We start from the raw sequence: 19,326 nt of genomic DNA, 5'->3' as shown, positions 1-19,326 counted from the left end.
ATCGAAATTAACCTTCAACCACCTTCAAGAGTAATGAACCATCATAAAGTGCCTGCTTAATGAGTGCCGCACCTGGCATCGTGGTTTGAGTAAAGAATTTACTTTCTACTAAAGGCACATCTTTATGAAAAATAGGCAGACTATATTGCTGCAAAGCTTGCTCAATAGCAGGGAATAAAATTGACTTAGCTTTGGTTAATGCACCACCCAGCAAGATTTTTTCCGGGCTAAAGATATTCACCATAATAGCGATGCCCTTGCCTAAATCTCTCCCTAACTTCTCAATGGCTTGTTTGGCTAATTCATCACCTTCTAACGCGGCTGAGCAAATGGTTTCCATCGTAATATCATCGGCCGATAATATTGTTGGCTCGCCTTTAGCTACTTTCTCTGTAACAGCACGACACACCGATTGGGAGGAGGCAACCGTATCTAAACAACCACGTTTGCCACACTCACATACGGCACCATCAGGATCAATTTGAATATGTCCTAACTCTCCGATGTTACCATTACGACTGTAAGCCAAACGGCCATTTAAAATCACTCCAGCCGCAACGCCTTGGTGATTACTAATGAGTAATGAATTATCAACTTCTTGAGACTGACCAAACAACATTTCAGCCAAAGTCCAAGCACAAGTATCATTAGCAATAAAGACTGGCACGCCCGTTTGAGCATAAATGGCGGGGCCTAACGCTAAATTTTTAATATTAAAATGCGGCATCTGAATTACCACACCTTCAGAGAAATTGACCAGAGCAGGTAGTGTCACTGCAATACTGGTCATCCTCTCAACTAAATCGACATTCTGAACAAAAAATTTCTCAATTTCATCTAAGATTTGTTGTTGTAATCGATCTTGATCCGAGGCTTCTATCTCCACCTTATAATCGGTGACGACCTCCCCACCAAGTTCGTGCAGAGCAATAATTAAATAACCTTTACCGAGTCGTATAGACAAAAACTGCCAACCAGTATTATCGGTTTGCAGCCCCACAGCAGGACGACCTCGACTAAGAGACTCTTGTACTACGGTTTCATGAATTAAGTGCCCTTCCATTAATTCACGCGAAATTTTCGTGATACTGGCTGGTGCCAAGCCACTTAATTTTGATAGATCGATACGAGAGATTGGGCCAAATTGATCGATGAGTTTATATACACGACCTGTATTGACTTGCTTAATTTGATCAATGTGACCAGGTTGAGCCATGTACATAAAGTACTCCTTTTGAAAAACCTGCCGCAATTTTTTTACACTGCGAACTAATTGTGAAGCACCATGCAACCGTTGCGTGACAAATATCACGGTTAAATTTTAATTAGTAACGTATTTGTATGATAAAACACCTTTTCGTAAATACACCCTATAATAATGCGGATACATTTATTCACAGTATTTCCTAAAATCACACTTCAATTAGTGATAACGTAAACGAAATTTTCAAATATAGATGGAGTTATACATGTCTCAACGTTTAAGACGTACCAAAATTGTCACCACCCTTGGTCCAGCCACAGACAAAGATAATATTCTGGAAGATATCATCAAAGCGGGTGCTAATGTTGTCCGAATGAACTTCTCACATGGTTCTGCTGAAGACCATATTATTCGAGCAGAAAAAGTCCGCACTATTGCGGCAAAACTAGGCATTCATGTGGCTATTTTAGGTGACTTACAAGGACCTAAAATTCGTGTTTCAACCTTCAAAGACGGCAAAATTCAATTAAATATTGGCGATAAGTTCACACTTGATAGCGATCTTGAAAAAGGCCAAGGCGATCAACATGCTGTCGGTTTAGATTATAAAGAACTACCAAAAGATGTGGGTCCTGGCGATATTCTTTTACTTGATGATGGTCGTGTTCAACTTAAAGTAACCAGTGTCGATGGCAATAAAGTACATACCGAAGTCACGGTTGCTGGCCCTCTTTCAAATAATAAAGGCATCAACAAAAAAGGTGGTGGTTTATCCGCTGATGCCTTAACTGAAAAAGACAAACAAGACATCATCACGGCTGCAAAAATCAAAGTAGACTACCTTGCTATCTCTTTCCCACGCAATGGCGAAGATATGCATTATGCACGTCGCTTGGCGCGTGATGCGGGTCTTGAAGCTAAATTAGTTGCCAAAGTTGAGCGTGCTGAAACCGTTATTAGCGAAGAAAGCATGGACGATATTATCCTAGCGTCTGACGTGGTAATGGTAGCGCGTGGTGACCTAGGGGTAGAAATTGGTGATGCAGAGCTCGTAGGTGTACAAAAACAACTGATTCGACGCGCACGTAGCCTAGATCGTAACGTGATTACCGCCACGCAAATGATGGAATCTATGATCACAAGCCCAATGCCAACACGTGCAGAGGTGATGGATGTGGCGAACGCCGTTCTTGATGGCACTGATGCCGTAATGCTTTCCGCAGAAACCGCAGCGGGTAGTTTCCCAGTTGAAACCGTCAAATCAATGGCAGAAGTTTGTGTTGGCGCTGAAAAGATGCCATCCGTTAATGTGTCAAACTACCGCTTAGACCGTAAATTCCAATCGGCAGAAGAAACCATTGCAATGGCAACCATGTACTCTGCAAACCATATGCAAGGCATCACTGCTGTCGTTTCAATGACTGAATCAGGCCGCACACCATTAATGATGTCACGCTTAAGTTCTGGTCTGCCTATTTTTGCTTTATCTCGTAACGAAAGTACTCTTAACCGAGCAGCATTATACCGTGGTGTGACGCCAGTATTTTTTGAGCATGAAGCTGGCTCTGGTCTACCTTGCGCATTAGCAGCGATTGCGACATTAAAAGAAAACCGCTTACTTGAGAAAGGCGATAAAGTCATCATCACCCAAGGCGATGTGATGGACTTAGTAGGTTCAACCAACTGTATGCGTATCATTGAAGTAGAATAAAAAATACCCAAAGTAATTTGGTATATAAAACAAGGCCTCGATATCCAGTAATTTGGGTATCGAGGCCAATTTAATTGAGCGGTTTGTTATACGAGGTCTACTTAAATTTAAGGCTGCTTACATTGTAAAGTATCGTACGATTGCTCTAACACTTCCCAAAACTGCTTTTCAAAACCTTTTTGTCTTCCTGAGGTCAATTCAGAAAAATACGACTGGTACATTTTCCACGCCCAAGCCTCTTTATCGACATTATCCGGTGCATTTTTACGATAGGTTTCAAAACGCTTTAATAAGGTTTCAGGTGAAAACTCATTGAGTAAATATTTTAAGGCTAACTCTGTTGCCTGATGCATTCGCTCACTGTGTGATTCTATAGATTTAAAACTACTTTCAATCGCTTGAGTGGGCTCTAAGTGAAATAGACTACGCTCTTCACCGAACATCAAGTTTTTGGTTTCTTCTGGCGTGAGCCCCATTTGCAGTGGGTTATCTTGAATTGGCTGGAAACTGCGATTTAATAAATGAAAAGAATTATCTTGTCGGCTATGGATGGCCAACAACCCTGCGATACTTGCCGCAAGTGGTTCATTAATTTCATTGGTACTAGTATTGATTGAAGGTGACATCCTTATTTCCTTGTTCTGATCATCTTGCCTTATGGATGGTTCAACCTCGGTTTTCGATGCTTGAACCTCTCGCGCCGCTGGCAAATCAATATCGAGTTGAGGAATATATGAAGGAGTGGTTTCTTGTACACTAGAAGCTTCTTGTACGCCAGAAGCAACGGTTTCCGCCACGCGATAACGTTGCTCTGTTTCCACTTCCACGACTTTTAAATGTGCTCTAATTTGATAAGAACCAATACGGAAGACATCGCCATCTTTTACTTTTATATGTCGTTGTTGTTCAAATTGAGGCGACTCATCATTAATACCGATGCCACCTTGAATATCAATAAGATGATATTCGTCATTTTCAAACTTAATCTGGCAATAAGGGGTAATAAGCGCATTGTTCGGATCAGGCAATATCCAGTGGCAACTATCATCATTACCAATGTAACCACCTTCTTGTTTAAATTGATGCGATGCTGCACCACCTGTTTTTAAAAGACGAGTATTCATCACAACAAACGTGAGAAAAGTTTTCTCTTCCATGACCACTCCATTTACACAGCAAAAACGTTTCAATTGCCACTAAGGTTTGTTTACCTTGAGGCTCTAAAAAAGAAATTTTGGCGTAAAATACTCAGGCAGGCATAAAAGGAAGGAAGAATTGCGATCGAGTTAACTTTCATTTCGATCGCTTATCGAATCAGATCACTAAAATACGACTCTCGTTAGGAGTAAGCGCTTTTGTGAATAACCGCAGGTTTTGATACAAGAGTTGAAAATTGCTCAATATAACGTCGCCCAGCCTTAAGACCTAGCTGATAGTCAAATTCTAAATCTTCCGGCTTACTGAGTAATGGAGAAGACCTTAATGGCTGATCAGGAGCTATTTGCAAAATGAAACAATCATCTGGCGGCTTAAGCATAAAGTTATGAGTCAGCGTAAAGGTTTGGTGATGCACTAGAAGCATATCCATGATGCCAGCATCAAACTGATCACCTAGTAGATGACACAAGCGATACACATCACTGCTGCCAAATAACCAACGTCCACCATTTAACAATGGCTTAGCTTGCTCTGTCTCAATGAGTTTAGAGCGCTCAATACGCTGTTTTAAGAAACTATCGAAATCCAAACGCCAGCTCGCGGTTCTTTCTGCGATACGAGTTTGTAGCGATTCTAAGTGTTGGTCTAACCCTACTCTATTCAAAAATGAATTAAGCACGGTAGCGCTTTGTTCTTGTCTGATTTCTTCAGTTAAATCTATTGGTTCAGTACGGATAACCGTAATTAAACGCGCGCCTCTACGCCAAGCTTCTTGAGCTGGGATTGCGGCAGAAACGCCACCATCCACGTAATACTTACCATCGATTTCAACTTCATGACGATATAAGGCAGGGATTGCACAAGTTGCTTTTAAGGTATCAGACCAATTATTAGACGTGATCGGCAAATATTCATCGTGAAGATCCGTCATATTCGTCACAGCGGCATAGGCTTCTCGATCACCTAAAGCAAAACGCCCCACATCAATATCAAGTAGATAAGGAGGAGCAACTAATTGATCAAAGGCCCAATCAAGATCGAGACGTTGTTTACGACGAATATGTTTGAATAAGCGGAAAAATTCTGGACGAGTGGTTAACTCTGTAATGAAAGCTTTGCCTAGTCCTCGTTGACGACAAATATACGAGGTTAAATTTAAAGCACCGGCAGATGTACCATAAAAAACATCGAAAGGATCGAGCGCCGCTTCAAGAAAACTATCAAGAACGCCGGCAGTAAAAATGCCTTTCTGTCCTCCTCCTTGGGCAACTAAAGCATGCCGTCCGTTGGCATACTTATTGAGTGTAGTGAGGTCAATAGACATACCCGCATCGGTAATAACGCCACTATTTTTCACACTCACTCCTTAATTCTATTGTAGCTATATGTTCTTTGGCTCACGCGATTAATGCGTAACAACAATAGCTGCGTACGCAGTAAGAAAAGCGATAATAGAACAAATGATCACTGCAGAAATTTTCAAATCACGACTCATAATAAAACCTCGGATAGTTAAGATGAAATGATATTAACATGACTCTAGTCACCAAGCCTATGAAAGTGTCGTTAAACTCTCAATATATTAGCAAAAATCTTTGGTTAAATTTAACGGCATTCCTTCCCTAGATCACTAAACAGTCTACAAAAAATCAACTGCACTTAGGATAAGATTTAGAACAAAATATTGTACTGGCTCAAAAAATCGCACATTAAAACAACACTTGAATTATAAAAAACCAAAACACAAACATCGTGAAAGATAACCAATTACTAGCGAATAACACTAGCAATATTAATTACAGCAGTTCAATCTAGCATATTGATAATTTTATCAAGTTTTATCCAATATTTAACCTAACCTTTACATTCTAGCGCTTCTATTGCGTTCTTTATATTGAATATGTAATCTCAAACCATGCACAGGTGAATGTTTCATCTACTGCAAACACACATTTAAAATATCAGAATAATAATCTGGAACGTAACAAGTGATACAGAATTTTAAACCTAAAAATGAAATCTGTTTCTAAATTGTTAAGTATCCATTTACGCAGTTACAGAGGATTTGTACATGAAAAGAGAACAATGGGGCTCCCGAGCGGGGTTTGTTCTAGCGGCCGTAGGATCGGCAATAGGATTAGGTAATATTTGGCGTTTTCCATACATGGCGTATGAAAACGGTGGCGGTGCATTCTTTATTCCATACCTTTTTGCCATGCTCACCGCGGGTATTCCTTTTATGATTATGGAATTCACCATGGGTCATAAATTCCGTGGTTCAGCGCCAAGAACATTAGCAAAAATTAATTCAAAGTTTGAGTGGCTTGGTTGGTTCCAAGTAATGATTGCTGCGGTGATCGGTGTGTACTACATCGCGATCATCGGTTGGGCAATCTCTTATGTTGGTCTAGCTTTCACTCAAGGTTGGGGCAGCGATCCAAATGCATACTTCTTTGGTGAATACCTACAACTCGGTGGCGATAATTCTCCTAGTCAACTAGGTAGCATTCAATGGCACATTGCGATTCCGATGATTGTCGGTTGGCTTGTCACTTATGCCGCTCTATTCGGTGGCGTTAAAGGTGGTATTGAACGTGCTGGTAAAATCATGATGCCAATTCTATTCATCATGGTACTTGCTTTGATTGGCCGTATGATTTTCTTACCTGGCGCGGTTGATGGCTTGAACTACATGTTCCAACCTGACTTTAGTCGCTTAACCGACCCTTCTGTTTGGTCTGCAGCGTACGGACAAATGTTCTTCACGCTATCTGTTGGTTTTGCCATCATGTTGGCTTACTCAAGCTACCTACCAGAGAAATCAGACATCAGTAACAATGCTGTAATGACAGTATTGATTAACTGTGGCTTCTCTATCTTAGCCGGTGTCTTAATCTTCTCTGTACTAGGTTACATGGCACAAGAGCAAGGCAAACCACTAACAGAAGTTGTTTCTGCGGGTGTTGGCTTGGCCTTTGTGACAATTCCAGCGGCGATTAACTTATTACCAGCACCATACATCCTAGGCCCACTATTTTTCCTAGCATTAGTGGTTGCCGGCTTCAGTTCGCACATTTCGATTATGGAAGCGGTAACGTCTGCCTTTATTGACAAACTAAAATGGTCTCGCCGTAAAGCCGCAAGTATTGTATGTGGTACAGGTCTTATAGTATCACTAGCATTCGCAACCAATGGTGGTTTGTTACTACTGGATTTAGTCGATTACTTCATCAACAACATCGCTCTATTAGGAAGCTGTCTAATCGAATTGGTGCTTGTTGGTTGGTTATTTAAAGTCGCTGATATTCGTAAACACGCTAACGCAGTATCAGAGCTAACTATCGGTGTATGGTTCGACTTATGTATCCGCTTCTTAAGCCCAATCATGATTGCAATCATCCTAGCTAATAAGATTATTGCGACCCTTACAGATGGCTATGGCGGCTACAGCATGTCGGATCTATTAACACTAGGCTGGGGCTTATTAGCGCTAATGCTGATTATCTCTATCGTTGTTAACTTAAAGAAATCAAAAGAGGCTTAATATGACGACTGGTGCAATTATTATGATGGTTATTGGCCTTGGCATTACATGGGGTGGCGCAGCATTGTGCATCCGCCGTGCGATGAAAAGTGAATAAAGACAATAATTAACATCACATATAACAAAGCCCGCAACTGATGCGGGCTTTTTCGTTTTCATATATGTCCAACTCATTACTAACGACTAATTACGCAGAATTATAAAGAGTATCGGATCCCTATCGCGGCTTGAAAATCCACATCGAAGTCATCAGGAATATTGATCACAGGGGCGAGTTGAACGTAGGTATCCCAGCGACTAGCAAAGTTCCAGTCTAGTCCGAATGGCACACGCACTCCGTAATCATTAAAATAATGGTCTGAATCATGGTGTGAATGCCAGCGGCCATTATTATCATAATAACCTCCACAACCGTTATGACAGCTTTTATCCCAGTCATAGAAACCACCAACAGAAGCATACCAAGTAAACGGTAGTTTTTGATTAAACTTACCGGTTAGAAAAATGTAGTCAGCCGCTATACCATCATCGCCAAGTGACAAGTTCACTTTATTATAAAGTTGCCCAACAACACTAAAGCCTCGGTCAAATCCAAAGCCCACTTTATAGTCTGAATCATTTATATAAGACGGAACCGAAGTGTTTGTTCTCACGCCTTCATCCGCAAGTACTGGGGCATTAAAAGCTATTAATATACTCCCAACTATCAAACTACCTGTTTTAGTAATATGCAATTTCATCGGCCCTCCAAGGCACTTAATCTACAATTCATTGTCCAGACAAGATTGAACCATAAATAGCTTGTACGATGATGGGTTGACCGTCAGGTATATGCCAATTTTTTGCAAAGAAAAAGCCAGTTGAGTTGACCCAACTGGCTTTGTCATTTGTATTAATCAAATATCAATTGATATTAAAATCCGATTAATTCTTTGATGCGGCTTTTTCTTCGTCTGTACGATAATCCAAGAAGAAAATCAGTAACATAGGAACAATAAACGCTACCGCAATTGCCACTGCATATACCCACATTGGATTAAATACAGGGATAGTTAACAATGAAGTAAAGGCAAATGCTGATGTTTTAACGCCTTGGTATTGAGAACCAAGAATTGCAATCACAAGACCACCAGCAAAACAACCAGGAAGCATGCGAGAGTAAACGCGTTTAAAACGTAAGTGGATACCATATAGAGACGGCTCAGAGATACCACCAAATAGACCTGCTGCCAATGCACCAGATGCAGTTTGACGCATAGTCTTATCTTTTTCACGCATTGAGATTAATAGTACACCAGCGGTTGCACCGAAACATGCGAAGTTCCATACACCCATTGGACCTTGAATGAAGTCATAACCAAGTGTTTGGATATTCATTAACATTAAAGCATTTAGAGGCCAGTGTAGACCTAGTGGAACTAGGAATGGGTAAAGCATAGGAATCAACAATGCAAATACAAATGGTGCGTTATTATTCAACCATGCAAGGCCATTACCTAAGTCGATACCAATCCAAACACCTAGTGGGCCGATGAAGAATGCCGTTAATGGGATCATAATCGCTAGAGAGAAGAATGGTACGAATACCATGTGAACATTCTCTGGGAAGATCTTTTGCAAGAAGCGATAAACAAGTGCTAATACTGCAACCATGATTAACGGTACGAATACTTGCCCTGAGTAGTCATTCCACTGCATCGCAAAACCAAAAATGTCAGCAACTTTTGTTGTGATACCTAGTTCTGGATCCAGAGTCGAAGTTGTTGAAGCCATAGAGGCTAACTTCTGGAATTCAGGTGTCATTAAGGCACCCATAATCGCAGCACCTAACCAAGGGTCTACGTTTAATTTTTTCGATGCATTATAAGCGATCATAATCGGCAAGAAGTAGAATACTGTATGCCACATTGTATCGACAAATACCCAACCTGCTGATTTTTCACCCCTGAAATCAACTAAGCCGAGAGCATCAAGAACAGCCGCTAAAGCGATAATTAATGATGCACCAAGTAGAACACCTAAAATTGGACGGAAAGAGTCTGAAAGATATTCGAAGAAAGCATCAATCCATTGAACCTTGCCACGTACACCAGAAGAACGTAAAGAAGATTTCAGTTCGTCATTTGATGCTGACCCATTGTTGTCTGCTGCAGCAGGTTGTGCACCATCACTCATAGAAGGTAGTGCTTTAATTGCGTTATAAACATTACCAACGGCTCCGCCAATAACGATTTGATAACGATCACCACTTTGAGGAACACAACCCATCACTTCTGGGATTGCATCTAATGCTTCTTTATTTACGATAGAACCATCATTTAATTCAAAGCGTAAACGTGTTGCACAGAATGTCATGAATTTGACATTGCTTGCACCACCAATCCCTTCAAGGATTTTTTCTGCTGCTGATTGATATGACATAATTTTTAACCTTTATGCTTAGAAAAATACAAGCGTGAAGTGTAACTCCCCCGTCCCACTTGCATAAAAATGTAACATTTTAAAACCGGCGTAGGATGTTCTATCTATGCAGTAAAATCAACTTTTTTAATTTAACAAAGTGATCCATGCACGCTATTTTATCGATATAGATCTCAATAAAAAGAATAACACCCACAGTATAACTGCTTAAGTTAACAATTTTAAAATATCTTAATTGACTAAAGATTCCTTATCGAACGTAAAAATCGTAACAAGGCCCTTCAATTCCAGTAATGATTTGAAACAAGTTTTAACTGAGTTGATGAATTCGAATATCACAAATGAGATCTTAGTCTCATTTTACGCGAATAATTCGTGTCACAGCCTTCTATATCTAACTAACTTAAAAATAACTTGTTGAAATTAGACGTTGTTACTTCATATACCGTTTCAACATCGCATTGTTGCAGCTTGGCTAAAAATGCAGCCACTTCTGATACATAAGCGGGCTGATTTTCTTTACCACGATGCGGAACAGGCGCTAGATAAGGTGAATCGGTTTCGACAAGCAGTCTATCTAGCGGTAATTGTTTTACGACTTCTTGCAACTCTGTCGCTTGCTTAAAGGTAATAATCCCAGACAAAGAAATATAAAACCCAAGATCAATGGCCGCTTTCGCAAACGCTAAGTCTTCAGTAAAGCAGTGGATCACCCCACCACAACGCTCAGCATGGCCATTTCTTAATACATCTAACGTTTCAGCACGAGCATTCCTCGTATGGATTATCAGCGGCTTATCTAATTCATTGGCAACCGCTACATGTTGCTCAAACAATTCCATTTGTCGCTGCGCGGTTTCAGGCTGATAGAAAAAATCTAACCCTGTCTCACCAATCGCCACCACTTTTGAATGGTTGGCATATTGTTTAAACGTATTAAGATCAAATTCACTTTCGCAATCTAGTGGGTGAACGCCACACGATGCATGAATATTGTTAAACGGTTCGATCATCGCCAGCATTGAAGGAAATGCTTCCAGTGTCACACCAACACTCAGCATTTGCTCAACACCCGCTTGCTTTGCTTTGGCAACCACATCCGCAACATCTACATGTAAGTCATTGTAATTTAATTTATCGAGGTGGCAATGTGAATCAACTAACATAGTCTAGTTCCTGATTTCATAGTTCGCAAATAAGGGTTCGCAAATAAGATCTTGATTTAACTTTAAATTTTTATTTGAGCTTAAGATTGAACTAGGGTGAGATACCAATCTACGATCAGTAACTCAGCGTTCAAACCGCTCGAAGTCGTTAATGAATGATGCATTTGTTGCAGATGTTGATAATGAGAATAGGCGCTAGTATACGAAATACAACTCGCAAGTTGCTCAAATACCGCAGGTTGAGGAATATCCGCCACACCAAAATGGGCTTTTTGTAGATCATTGAATAGATACAGCAGCCAAGACACTTTCTCTAATGGTTCATTCTTAAAAAAGCTTTGCACTTCAAATAAAGAAAATGAACGCTTTTGTACTCCAGCTAAAAGTAGAGCAAGTAACTGCTCCCACTCTTTCTGCTTGTCTTGTTTGATGAACGACAAGGCATCCAGCGGTGACTGTGCATACATCTTCAAGCTAAACCAGTCTGGCATTTGCTCATTAGATAATTGAGAGCCCAACCAATCCAGCAACACAGGCTTTGCCACTTTAGGCAATTGCCAATGCTGACAGCGGCTAATAATGGTAGGCAACAATTTGTGTTTATCTTGAGTCAACAGTACAAATACACATTGTTCTGGCAGAGTTTCCAATGTTTTCAATAAAGCATTGGATGCCGATTCATTCATCGATTCCGCTGGCTGAACAATGATGATTCGTTTGCCACCGAGTTGCGATGATTCAATCGCGTAGCGGTTAGCCTCGCGAATTTGCTCAACGTTAATCCCTTTACCTTCTTTCTCCGGTGTTACCCAGTGAATATCAGGATGGTGACCACCTTGACTTAACTCACAGCTATGACAAAAACCACAGGCTTCATCGTGTGTGTTTTTACATACAACAGCCGCCACAAGGCGATTAACGAGATCTTCTATTCCGGTACCAGCATTAGCACTACACAACATAGCGTGTGGTGTGGCTTGTTGAGAAAGCATTACTTGCCATTGTTTCCACAGCGGCTCTAGCCAAGGATATAAAGCCATTATGCTACCGTTTGTCCATTATCAAACCATACTTGTAGAGCACGGCGTAAATCGTTAGCCACTTGCTCAATCGTTTGATTGGCATTGATAGTAATAATACTAGGATCTTGTTGCGCGGCTTCTAAATAGCGAGCACGTACTCGTTCAAAAAAGCTAATATCCATTTTTTCAATTCGATCTAACTCGCCTCTACCACGCGCCCTTTCCAAGCCGATTTTAGGATCAATATCTAGATACAAAGTAAGATCTGGCTTGAAGTCACCTAACGCGGTTTGTTTTAGATTGCTCATAATTTCAGGGCTAATTTGACGACCACCGCCTTGATACGCTTGAGAAGATAAATCATGGCGATCACCAAGCACCCATTGACCATTAGCAAGTGCTGGCTTAATCACGTTTTCAACTAGTTGCACGCGAGCCGCATACATCATCAGTAGTTCACTGATATCGTGTAGCTCCTCTCCCGCATGCTCTTCTTTCACTAATGCACGTAACTTTTCCGCTAATGTTGTACCACCCGGCTCACGCGTTTGTACGACATCTAGGATTGAATGCTGCTTTAAGGTTTCCAGCACAGCATTAATCGCGGTGCTTTTTCCTGCGCCTTCTAAGCCTTCAACTACAATAAATTTCGCGTTTTTCATTAGTTACTCTTATTTGCTCGTAATTTTCTCAAATAATCACGCACCGCACGATTATGCTCAGCTAACGATTTAGTGAACACGTGTCCACCATCACCACTTGCTACAAAGTATAAATAGCTACTTTTCTCTGGGTTTAACGCAGCACGTACAGAGTTAACCCCTGGCATGGCAATCGGCGTTGGTGGTAAACCATTAATCACATAGGTGTTATAAGGGGTTGGGGTCGACAAATCTTTCTTACGAATGTTGCCGTCATATTTATCACCCATGCCGTAAATCACCGTAGGGTCAGTTTGTAATCGCATGCCTCTATTCAATCGATTGACAAAAACTGACGCGACACGTTGGCGCTCTGATTCTACCGCGGTTTCTTTTTCAATAATTGACGCCAAAATTAACGCTTGATACGGCGTGTCCAACGGTAGGTTTTTTTGTCTTGTTTGCCAAGCAGCATCTAACTCACGAGTAAGTGATTGATGTGCCCTTTTCAGAATATCAAGATCCGACATACCTTCGGTGTAGTGGTATGTTTCCGCTAATAACAAGCCTTCTAATTTTTGGTGACTTTCACCAAGTGCTTTGGCAATCTCAGCTTCGCTTAGATCTTTGGTTTTATGTACTAAACCTTTTGCCATATCTAGCTGACTACGCCATTCGTTGAAACGACTCCCTTCAATAAAGGTAATGGTAAATTGAAATTCTTCACCCGTCACCATCGTCATTAAAGCCTGCTTCAATGTTTCACCAGGGTTAACTTGATAAGTCCCCGCACGAATATGAACTACTTCAGGGTATAAGCGGGGTAACAAACGAGCAAAGGTATTGCCGGTAATCCAACCCTGTTGCTCCATCATCCACAATGCACTTTTTAGCGTTTTACCGTGCTCGATAGTAATCAGCTGCTCAGATTCAATATTTAATGGCTGCTCTACATAGCGAGTGACTTCTGACTTGGCATAAAACATCACTGCTACCGATGCCGCTACGATTAAAAGCAATACCATGGCTAATTTTTTAATCACGGGTTCATTTTCTCCTGAATAGCGCGTGTAATTGCGCCAATATTAAATTCTTTATTATTTATTTGAATGATTGGAACGACACCATGAAGTGCATTAGTAATGAACACTTCATCAGCATTAAGCACATCGTTTAATGTGTAATCGCTGATATTCACTGTCATTTTTGTCTGCTCGGCATATTCACATACTTGTTTTCGCTTTATACCTAGCACACCATTTTTCACTAACTCTGGTGTGTAAAGCTGATTGTTGGCCACCCAAAACAAATTGGCGGCGCTCATCTCAATGACGTTCCCATCAATATCAAGCACGATATTGTCATCGAACTCAGTATCATCAATTTCTTTCTTAATCAGCACTTGCTCTAAGCGATTATTATGTTTAAGCCCAGCAAGCTGAGGATTTATCCCTAAACAAGTGGCGCTCACACCAACTTTTATTCCCTCAGATTGCCAAGTTGAATAATGTTCAGGGTAAGCAAAGGTCTGGACTACAACTTGTGTAGCATTTGCGCCTTTTGGGCTATAACCTCTTCCGCCACTTCCACGACTCACATGGATTTTAAGACCACTTAACGCAAGTGTTTGATGACCTGAGGCATTGATAGCCGCTTCAATCCACTCCTCCACTTGATTCCATTCTGGAGGCGACATAAAAAGTTTCTGACAAGTTAAATCAATACGTTCTTTATGAGCATGAAGTAATAATGGTTGACCATATTTCACTAAAAGAGTCGTGAAGCAGCCATCTCCATATTGAAATGAACGGTCTGTAATAGATACGCTTTGCTGTAGTTTTCCATTTACAAAAAACATAGTGATCCTATTCCCGTTTATTGGCTGCATCATAGCAAAAAAAAAAGCGGCTTAATGCTATAACATTAAACCGCTTTATAAAATGGCTTATTCAGCTATTTTAACTAGATACGTTTGAAGATTAACGAACCATTGGTGCCACCGAAGCCAAATGAGTTACATAGAGCGTATTCCATGTTCTCAACTTTACGAGCTTTATTCGGTACATAATCTAGATCACAACCTTCATCAGGGTTATCTAGATTAATGGTTGGTGGAACAATTTGATCGACCAAAGTTAACGCTGTAATGATCGATTCAACTGAGCCTGCCGCACCGAGTAAGTGACCGGTCATTGACTTAGTTGATGATACCAGTACTTTCTTCGCTGCTTCTTCACCTAATGCACGTTTGATGCCTAAGGTTTCTGCTACATCACCAGCTGGCGTTGATGTGCCGTGTGCATTGACATAACCAATTTGATCACCAGTAATGCCTGCATCACGAATAGCCGCTTCCATTGCTAATGCGCCGCCTGAGCCATCAGCACTAGGAGACGTCATGTGATAAGCATCACCACTCATACCAAAACCAACAATTTCACAGTAGATTTTTGCACCACGCGCTTTCGCATGCTCGTACTCTTCTACCATCATCATGCCAGCGCCGTCACCTAGTACAAAACCATCACGGTCTTTATCCCATGGGCGAGAAGCTAGATGCGGTTCATCATTGCGGCTTGATAATGCTTTTGCTGCAGCAAAGCCACTCATCGCTAGCGGAGTCGACGCTTTTTCAGCACCACCCGCAAGCATCACATCAGCATCACCGTAAGCAATCATACGAGCCGCATGGCCGATATTATGCAAACCTGTAGTACATGCTGTTGAAATAGCGATATTTGGTCCACGTAAGCCTTTCATGATAGATAAATGACCTGCAATCATATTAACAATGGTTGAAGGCACAAAAAATGGACTCATACGACGTGGGCCACGATCTCGAAGCGTATGTGCCGCTTCTTCAATCAAACCAATACCACCAATACCAGAGCCAATAGCGACACCGATACGTGTGGCATTTTCTTCGGTCACTTCAATGCCTGAGTCATTAAAAGCTTGGATACCCGCAGCAATACCATACTGGATAAATAAATCCATTTTGCGAGCTTCTTTCTTGGGCATGTACTCTTCGCAGTCAAAGTCTTTCACTAAGCCTGCAAAACGAGTGGAAAAATTGGTTGCATCAAAGTGCTCGATATTCACGATACCACTTTGACCTTCTAAAAGGGCTTTCCAAGAGGATTCAACTGTGTTGCCTACCGGTGACAACATCCCCATGCCTGTAACAACTACACGACGCTTGGACACGATTTTTTCTCCGGAGATTAATAATACTGAGAGTATGTAAGGATAGATGATATAAGATAAAACTCAGGCGGTCTGGGAGACCGCCTGGGGGTGTTATTACTGTGCGCTGTTTACGTAGTCGATTGCAGCTTGAACAGTAGTAATTTTTTCTGCTTCTTCGTCAGGGATTTCAGTGTCGAATTCCTCTTCTAAAGCCATTACTAGCTCTACTGTGTCTAGAGAGTCAGCACCTAGATCATCAACGAAAGAAGCTTCGTTTTTCACTTCTGCTTCATCTACACCTAGTTGTTCAACAATGATTTTTCTTACGCGTTCTTCGATGTTGCTCATTTTTCTTTTCCTATTACAGAGAGTTCGCTTAAATGCGATGTTAGCCGTAGTTTATTCAAACTTTGAAAAGTTGCAAGGCTGACCTTGCTGGTCAAACCACAAATTTCATGTTTTTCACTGAAATTTGGTACATTTTTGACCTAAATCATGCATATGAGTGATTTTAAAGCACTCAAAACAGATTTAGACCATGTACATACCACCATTCACATGCAGTGTTTCGCCAGTAATATAGGCGGCATCGTCAGAAGCTAAAAAGGCAACTGCTGATGCAATTTCACGCGGATCACCTAATCGACCTGCTGGCACTTGTGATAGTGTAGCAGTACGTTGGTCATCATTCAGTGCTTTTGTCATATCTGTTTCGATAAAACCTGGAGCAACAGTATTTACCGTTACGCCGCGAGAAGCAACTTCACGAGCCATTGACTTAGTGAAACCAATTACGCCAGCTTTCGCTGCTGCGTAGTTTGCTTGACCTGCATTGCCCATGGTACCCACTACAGAGCCCACGTTAACAATACGACCATGACGTTTCTTCATCATGCCTCGAAGAACCGCTTTAGACAAACGGAAAATCGATGTTAGGTTAGTATCCATGATATCTTGCCATTCGTCATCTTTCATACGCATCAACAGGTTATCACGAGTAATACCAGCATTATTCACTAAAATGTCAATTCCACCGAATTCTTCATTAATGGTTTTGATCGTCGCCGCAACAGAGTCTGCATCCGTTACATTCAAGGCTAGACCTTTACCATTACTTCCAAGGTAGTCACTAATCGCTTGTGCGCCAGATTCGCTTGTTGCAGTACCTACAACCGTCGCGCCACGCTCAACTAATAGCTCAGCAATCGAACGACCAATGCCACGACTGGCACCAGTAACTAGTGCAATTTTACCTTCAAGATTCATTATAAATCCTCTTTATGACTGAAAATGTGATACCTAGGCATAGCTCAACACCATGCCATCAGTATTAACCGCGAGCGGCATCAAGAGAAGCTGGATCATTCACAGCTTGTGCGCTCAAGGCTTTTACAATTCGTTTAGTCAAACCAGTTAATACTTTACCTGGTCCAAACTCTAATAAGTTTTCTACGCCTTGATCATGCATTACAACTACGCCTTCAGTCCAACGAACTGGGCTATATAATTGGCGAACAAGCGCATCTTTAATTTTCGCAGGATCCGTTTCTGCAATCACATCGACGTTATTAATTACAGGTACGATCGGTGCGTTAAACTCGATATCCGCTAATGCTTCAGCAAGTTTATCCGCAGCTGGTTTCATCAATGCACAGTGTGAAGGTACAGAAACTGGTAAAGGCAATGCACGCTTAGCACCTGCCGCCTTACAAAGCTCACCAGCACGTTCTACTGCCGCTTTATTGCCGGCAATTACGACTTGACCTGGAGAGTTAAAGTTTACCGGTGATACGACTTCGCCTTGCGCTGCTTCTTCACATGCTTTAGCAATCGCGGCATCATCTAGACCAATAATTGCAAACATTGCACCAACGCCAGCAGGAACCGCTTGCTGCATTAGCTCTCCACGTAGCGCAACTAACTTAATCGCTTGTTTAAAGTCGATAACGCCCGCGCATACTAATGCTGAGTATTCACCTAGGCTATGGCCTGCTACCACTTGAGGTTGTTCGCCACCAATTTCTTGCCATACACGCCAGATCGCTACAGAGGCAGCTAATAATGCAGGCTGAGTACGGTGTGTTTCATTTAAATCTTCTACAGGGCCATTTTGAACCAAAGCCCATAAATCATAACCAAGCGCTTCTGATGCTTCGGCAAATGTTGCTTTTACAACTTCATATTGCTCGCCAAGTTCCGCTAGCATGCCAACAGTTTGAGAGCCCTGCCCTGGAAATACAACAGCAAACTTACTCATAGAAAATTTCCTTAAAATTAAAATCTCATTTACCTAACGTGTAGATAAACCTAACAATTAGAATCGAACGAGCGCAGAGCCCCATGTGAAACCGCCACCAAACGCTTCTAATAACAGCATATGGCCACGTTGAATTCGACCATCGCGAACCGCTTCATCTAATGCGGTTGGAACCGTAGCGGCAGAGGTATTACCATGACGGTCTAATGTTACCACCACTTGATCAAGTGACATGGCAAGCTTCTTAGCCGTGGCTGAAATGATACGTAAGTTCGCTTGATGTGGTACAAGCCAATCGAGCTCGGTTTTCGCCATACCATTCGCAGCTAGTGTATCTTTCACTAACTTAGATAATTGAGTTACGGCGACTTTAAATACTTCATTACCAGCCATGTGTAACCAAGCGTCGATATACTCACCACGCTTCGCTTCTTCTAAGCTTAATAGCTCACCAAAGCGGCCATCTGCATGCAAATGGGTTGAAATAATACCTGGTTCTTCGCTAGCACCAAGTACTACGGCACCGGCGGCATCACCAAATAAAATAATGGTTGAACGGTCTTCAGGATCGCACATTTTTGATAACGCATCGGCACCGATAACCAGAACATTCTTCGCCATTCCCGTTTTAATATGCTGATCAGCAATCGATAAAGCATACACAAAACCAGAACAAGCCGCGGCTACATCAAACGCAGGACAACCTTTGATGCCCAATGCTGCTTGAACCTGACAAGCTGATGATGGGAATTTGTGGCTGCCACTGGTGGTCGCAACAATAATTAGGTCAATATCGTGCTTATCAATGCCAGCCATTTCAATCGCATTAACTGATGCGTGATAAGCCATATCAGCAACGGATTCATCGGGAGCAGAAATACGGCGCTCACGAATACCAGTACGAGTTACAATCCACTCATCACTAGTATCAACCATTTTTTCTAAATCAGCGTTAGTACGCACTTGAGTCGGTAGGTAACTACCTGTTCCTAAAATTTTGCTATTCATGAAGA

At 41.6% G+C, this 19,326-nt stretch carries 18 protein-coding genes; 3 read left to right on the top strand and 15 right to left on the bottom strand.

Annotated elements, in window-relative coordinates; genetic code table 11:
• Positions 1-7: 7 nt before the first annotated feature.
• Positions 8-1,222, bottom strand: coding sequence for an ROK family protein (locus L3V25_RS10135; protein WP_237295243.1), 1,215 nt, complete (start codon positions 1,220-1,222; stop codon positions 8-10).
• Positions 1,223-1,469: 247 nt separating this feature from the next.
• On the opposite strand from L3V25_RS10135, the gene pyk reads away from it, so the two are divergent.
• On the top strand, positions 1,470-2,915 hold the full coding sequence (gene pyk, locus L3V25_RS10130) for a pyruvate kinase (protein ID WP_237295242.1): 1,446 nt from the start codon (positions 1,470-1,472) through the stop codon (positions 2,913-2,915).
• Between the two features lie 107 nt (positions 2,916-3,022).
• Here the strand turns inward: pyk and tagH are convergent, their stop codons facing one another.
• Positions 3,023-4,072: a type VI secretion system-associated FHA domain protein TagH gene (gene tagH, locus L3V25_RS10125; protein WP_237295241.1), complete on the bottom strand. Its 1,050-nt coding sequence runs from the start codon at positions 4,070-4,072 to the stop codon at positions 3,023-3,025.
• Between the two features lie 182 nt (positions 4,073-4,254).
• Entirely contained in the window at positions 4,255-5,430 is a 1,176-nt protein-coding gene (locus L3V25_RS10120) for a patatin-like phospholipase family protein (RefSeq protein WP_237295240.1), read from the bottom strand.
• A 714-nt stretch (positions 5,431-6,144) separates the two neighbouring features.
• On the opposite strand from L3V25_RS10120, the gene L3V25_RS10115 reads away from it, so the two are divergent.
• Complete coding sequence (locus L3V25_RS10115; RefSeq protein WP_237295239.1) at positions 6,145-7,617, top strand: sodium-dependent transporter; 1,473 nt, start codon at positions 6,145-6,147, stop codon at positions 7,615-7,617.
• 1 nt (position 7,618) lies between these two features.
• A complete protein-coding gene (locus L3V25_RS10110; protein ID WP_237295238.1) occupies positions 7,619-7,714 on the top strand; it encodes a MetS family NSS transporter small subunit in 96 nt (31 codons plus the stop codon).
• 100 nt (positions 7,715-7,814) lie between these two features.
• Here the strand turns inward: L3V25_RS10110 and L3V25_RS10105 are convergent, their stop codons facing one another.
• The 12 genes from L3V25_RS10105 to L3V25_RS10050 form a co-directional block, all read right to left on the bottom strand.
• Positions 7,815-8,357, bottom strand: coding sequence for a hypothetical protein (locus tag L3V25_RS10105; RefSeq protein ID WP_237295237.1), 543 nt, complete (start codon positions 8,355-8,357; stop codon positions 7,815-7,817).
• Between the two features lie 184 nt (positions 8,358-8,541).
• Positions 8,542-10,038 (bottom strand): PTS transporter subunit EIIC, encoded by a 1,497-nt coding sequence (locus tag L3V25_RS10100; RefSeq protein ID WP_237295236.1) that lies wholly within the window; start codon positions 10,036-10,038, stop codon positions 8,542-8,544.
• A gap of 398 nt (positions 10,039-10,436) precedes the next feature.
• Complete coding sequence (locus tag L3V25_RS10095) at positions 10,437-11,204, bottom strand: YchF/TatD family DNA exonuclease (RefSeq protein WP_237295235.1); 768 nt, start codon at positions 11,202-11,204, stop codon at positions 10,437-10,439.
• 80 nt (positions 11,205-11,284) lie between these two features.
• Positions 11,285-12,244 (bottom strand): DNA polymerase III subunit delta' C-terminal domain-containing protein, encoded by a 960-nt coding sequence (locus tag L3V25_RS10090; RefSeq protein ID WP_237295234.1) that lies wholly within the window; start codon positions 12,242-12,244, stop codon positions 11,285-11,287.
• Positions 12,244-12,888, bottom strand: coding sequence for a dTMP kinase (gene tmk / locus L3V25_RS10085; protein ID WP_237295233.1), 645 nt, complete (start codon positions 12,886-12,888; stop codon positions 12,244-12,246). Before tmk ends, L3V25_RS10090 begins: the two co-directional genes overlap by 1 nt.
• The gene (gene mltG, locus L3V25_RS10080; protein WP_237295232.1) at positions 12,888-13,910 is read right to left on the bottom strand and encodes an endolytic transglycosylase MltG; all 1,023 of its coding nucleotides are present in this window, start codon (positions 13,908-13,910) and stop codon (positions 12,888-12,890) included. Before mltG ends, tmk begins: the two co-directional genes overlap by 1 nt.
• A complete protein-coding gene (gene pabC / locus L3V25_RS10075) occupies positions 13,907-14,725 on the bottom strand; it encodes an aminodeoxychorismate lyase (RefSeq protein ID WP_237295231.1) in 819 nt (272 codons plus the stop codon). The genes mltG and pabC overlap by 4 nt, the downstream gene beginning before the upstream one ends.
• A gap of 104 nt (positions 14,726-14,829) precedes the next feature.
• Positions 14,830-16,074, bottom strand: coding sequence for a beta-ketoacyl-ACP synthase II (fabF, locus tag L3V25_RS10070; protein WP_237295230.1), 1,245 nt, complete (start codon positions 16,072-16,074; stop codon positions 14,830-14,832).
• A 96-nt stretch (positions 16,075-16,170) separates the two neighbouring features.
• On the bottom strand, positions 16,171-16,404 hold the full coding sequence (gene acpP / locus L3V25_RS10065) for an acyl carrier protein (RefSeq protein WP_027697107.1): 234 nt from the start codon (positions 16,402-16,404) through the stop codon (positions 16,171-16,173).
• A gap of 183 nt (positions 16,405-16,587) precedes the next feature.
• Entirely contained in the window at positions 16,588-17,322 is a 735-nt protein-coding gene (gene fabG / locus L3V25_RS10060; protein WP_237295229.1) for a 3-oxoacyl-ACP reductase FabG, read from the bottom strand.
• 64 nt (positions 17,323-17,386) lie between these two features.
• Entirely contained in the window at positions 17,387-18,313 is a 927-nt protein-coding gene (fabD, locus tag L3V25_RS10055) for an ACP S-malonyltransferase (protein ID WP_237295228.1), read from the bottom strand.
• Positions 18,314-18,370: 57 nt separating this feature from the next.
• Positions 18,371-19,321 (bottom strand): beta-ketoacyl-ACP synthase III, encoded by a 951-nt coding sequence (locus L3V25_RS10050; RefSeq protein ID WP_237295227.1) that lies wholly within the window; start codon positions 19,319-19,321, stop codon positions 18,371-18,373.
• Between the last annotated feature and the right edge of the window lie 5 nt (positions 19,322-19,326).

The sequence above is a fragment of the Vibrio sp. CK2-1 genome (genome assembly GCF_021726515.1).
In the GTDB taxonomy this organism is placed as follows: domain Bacteria; phylum Pseudomonadota; class Gammaproteobacteria; order Enterobacterales; family Vibrionaceae; genus Vibrio.
This window is presented reverse-complemented; position numbering and strand designations above follow the sequence as displayed.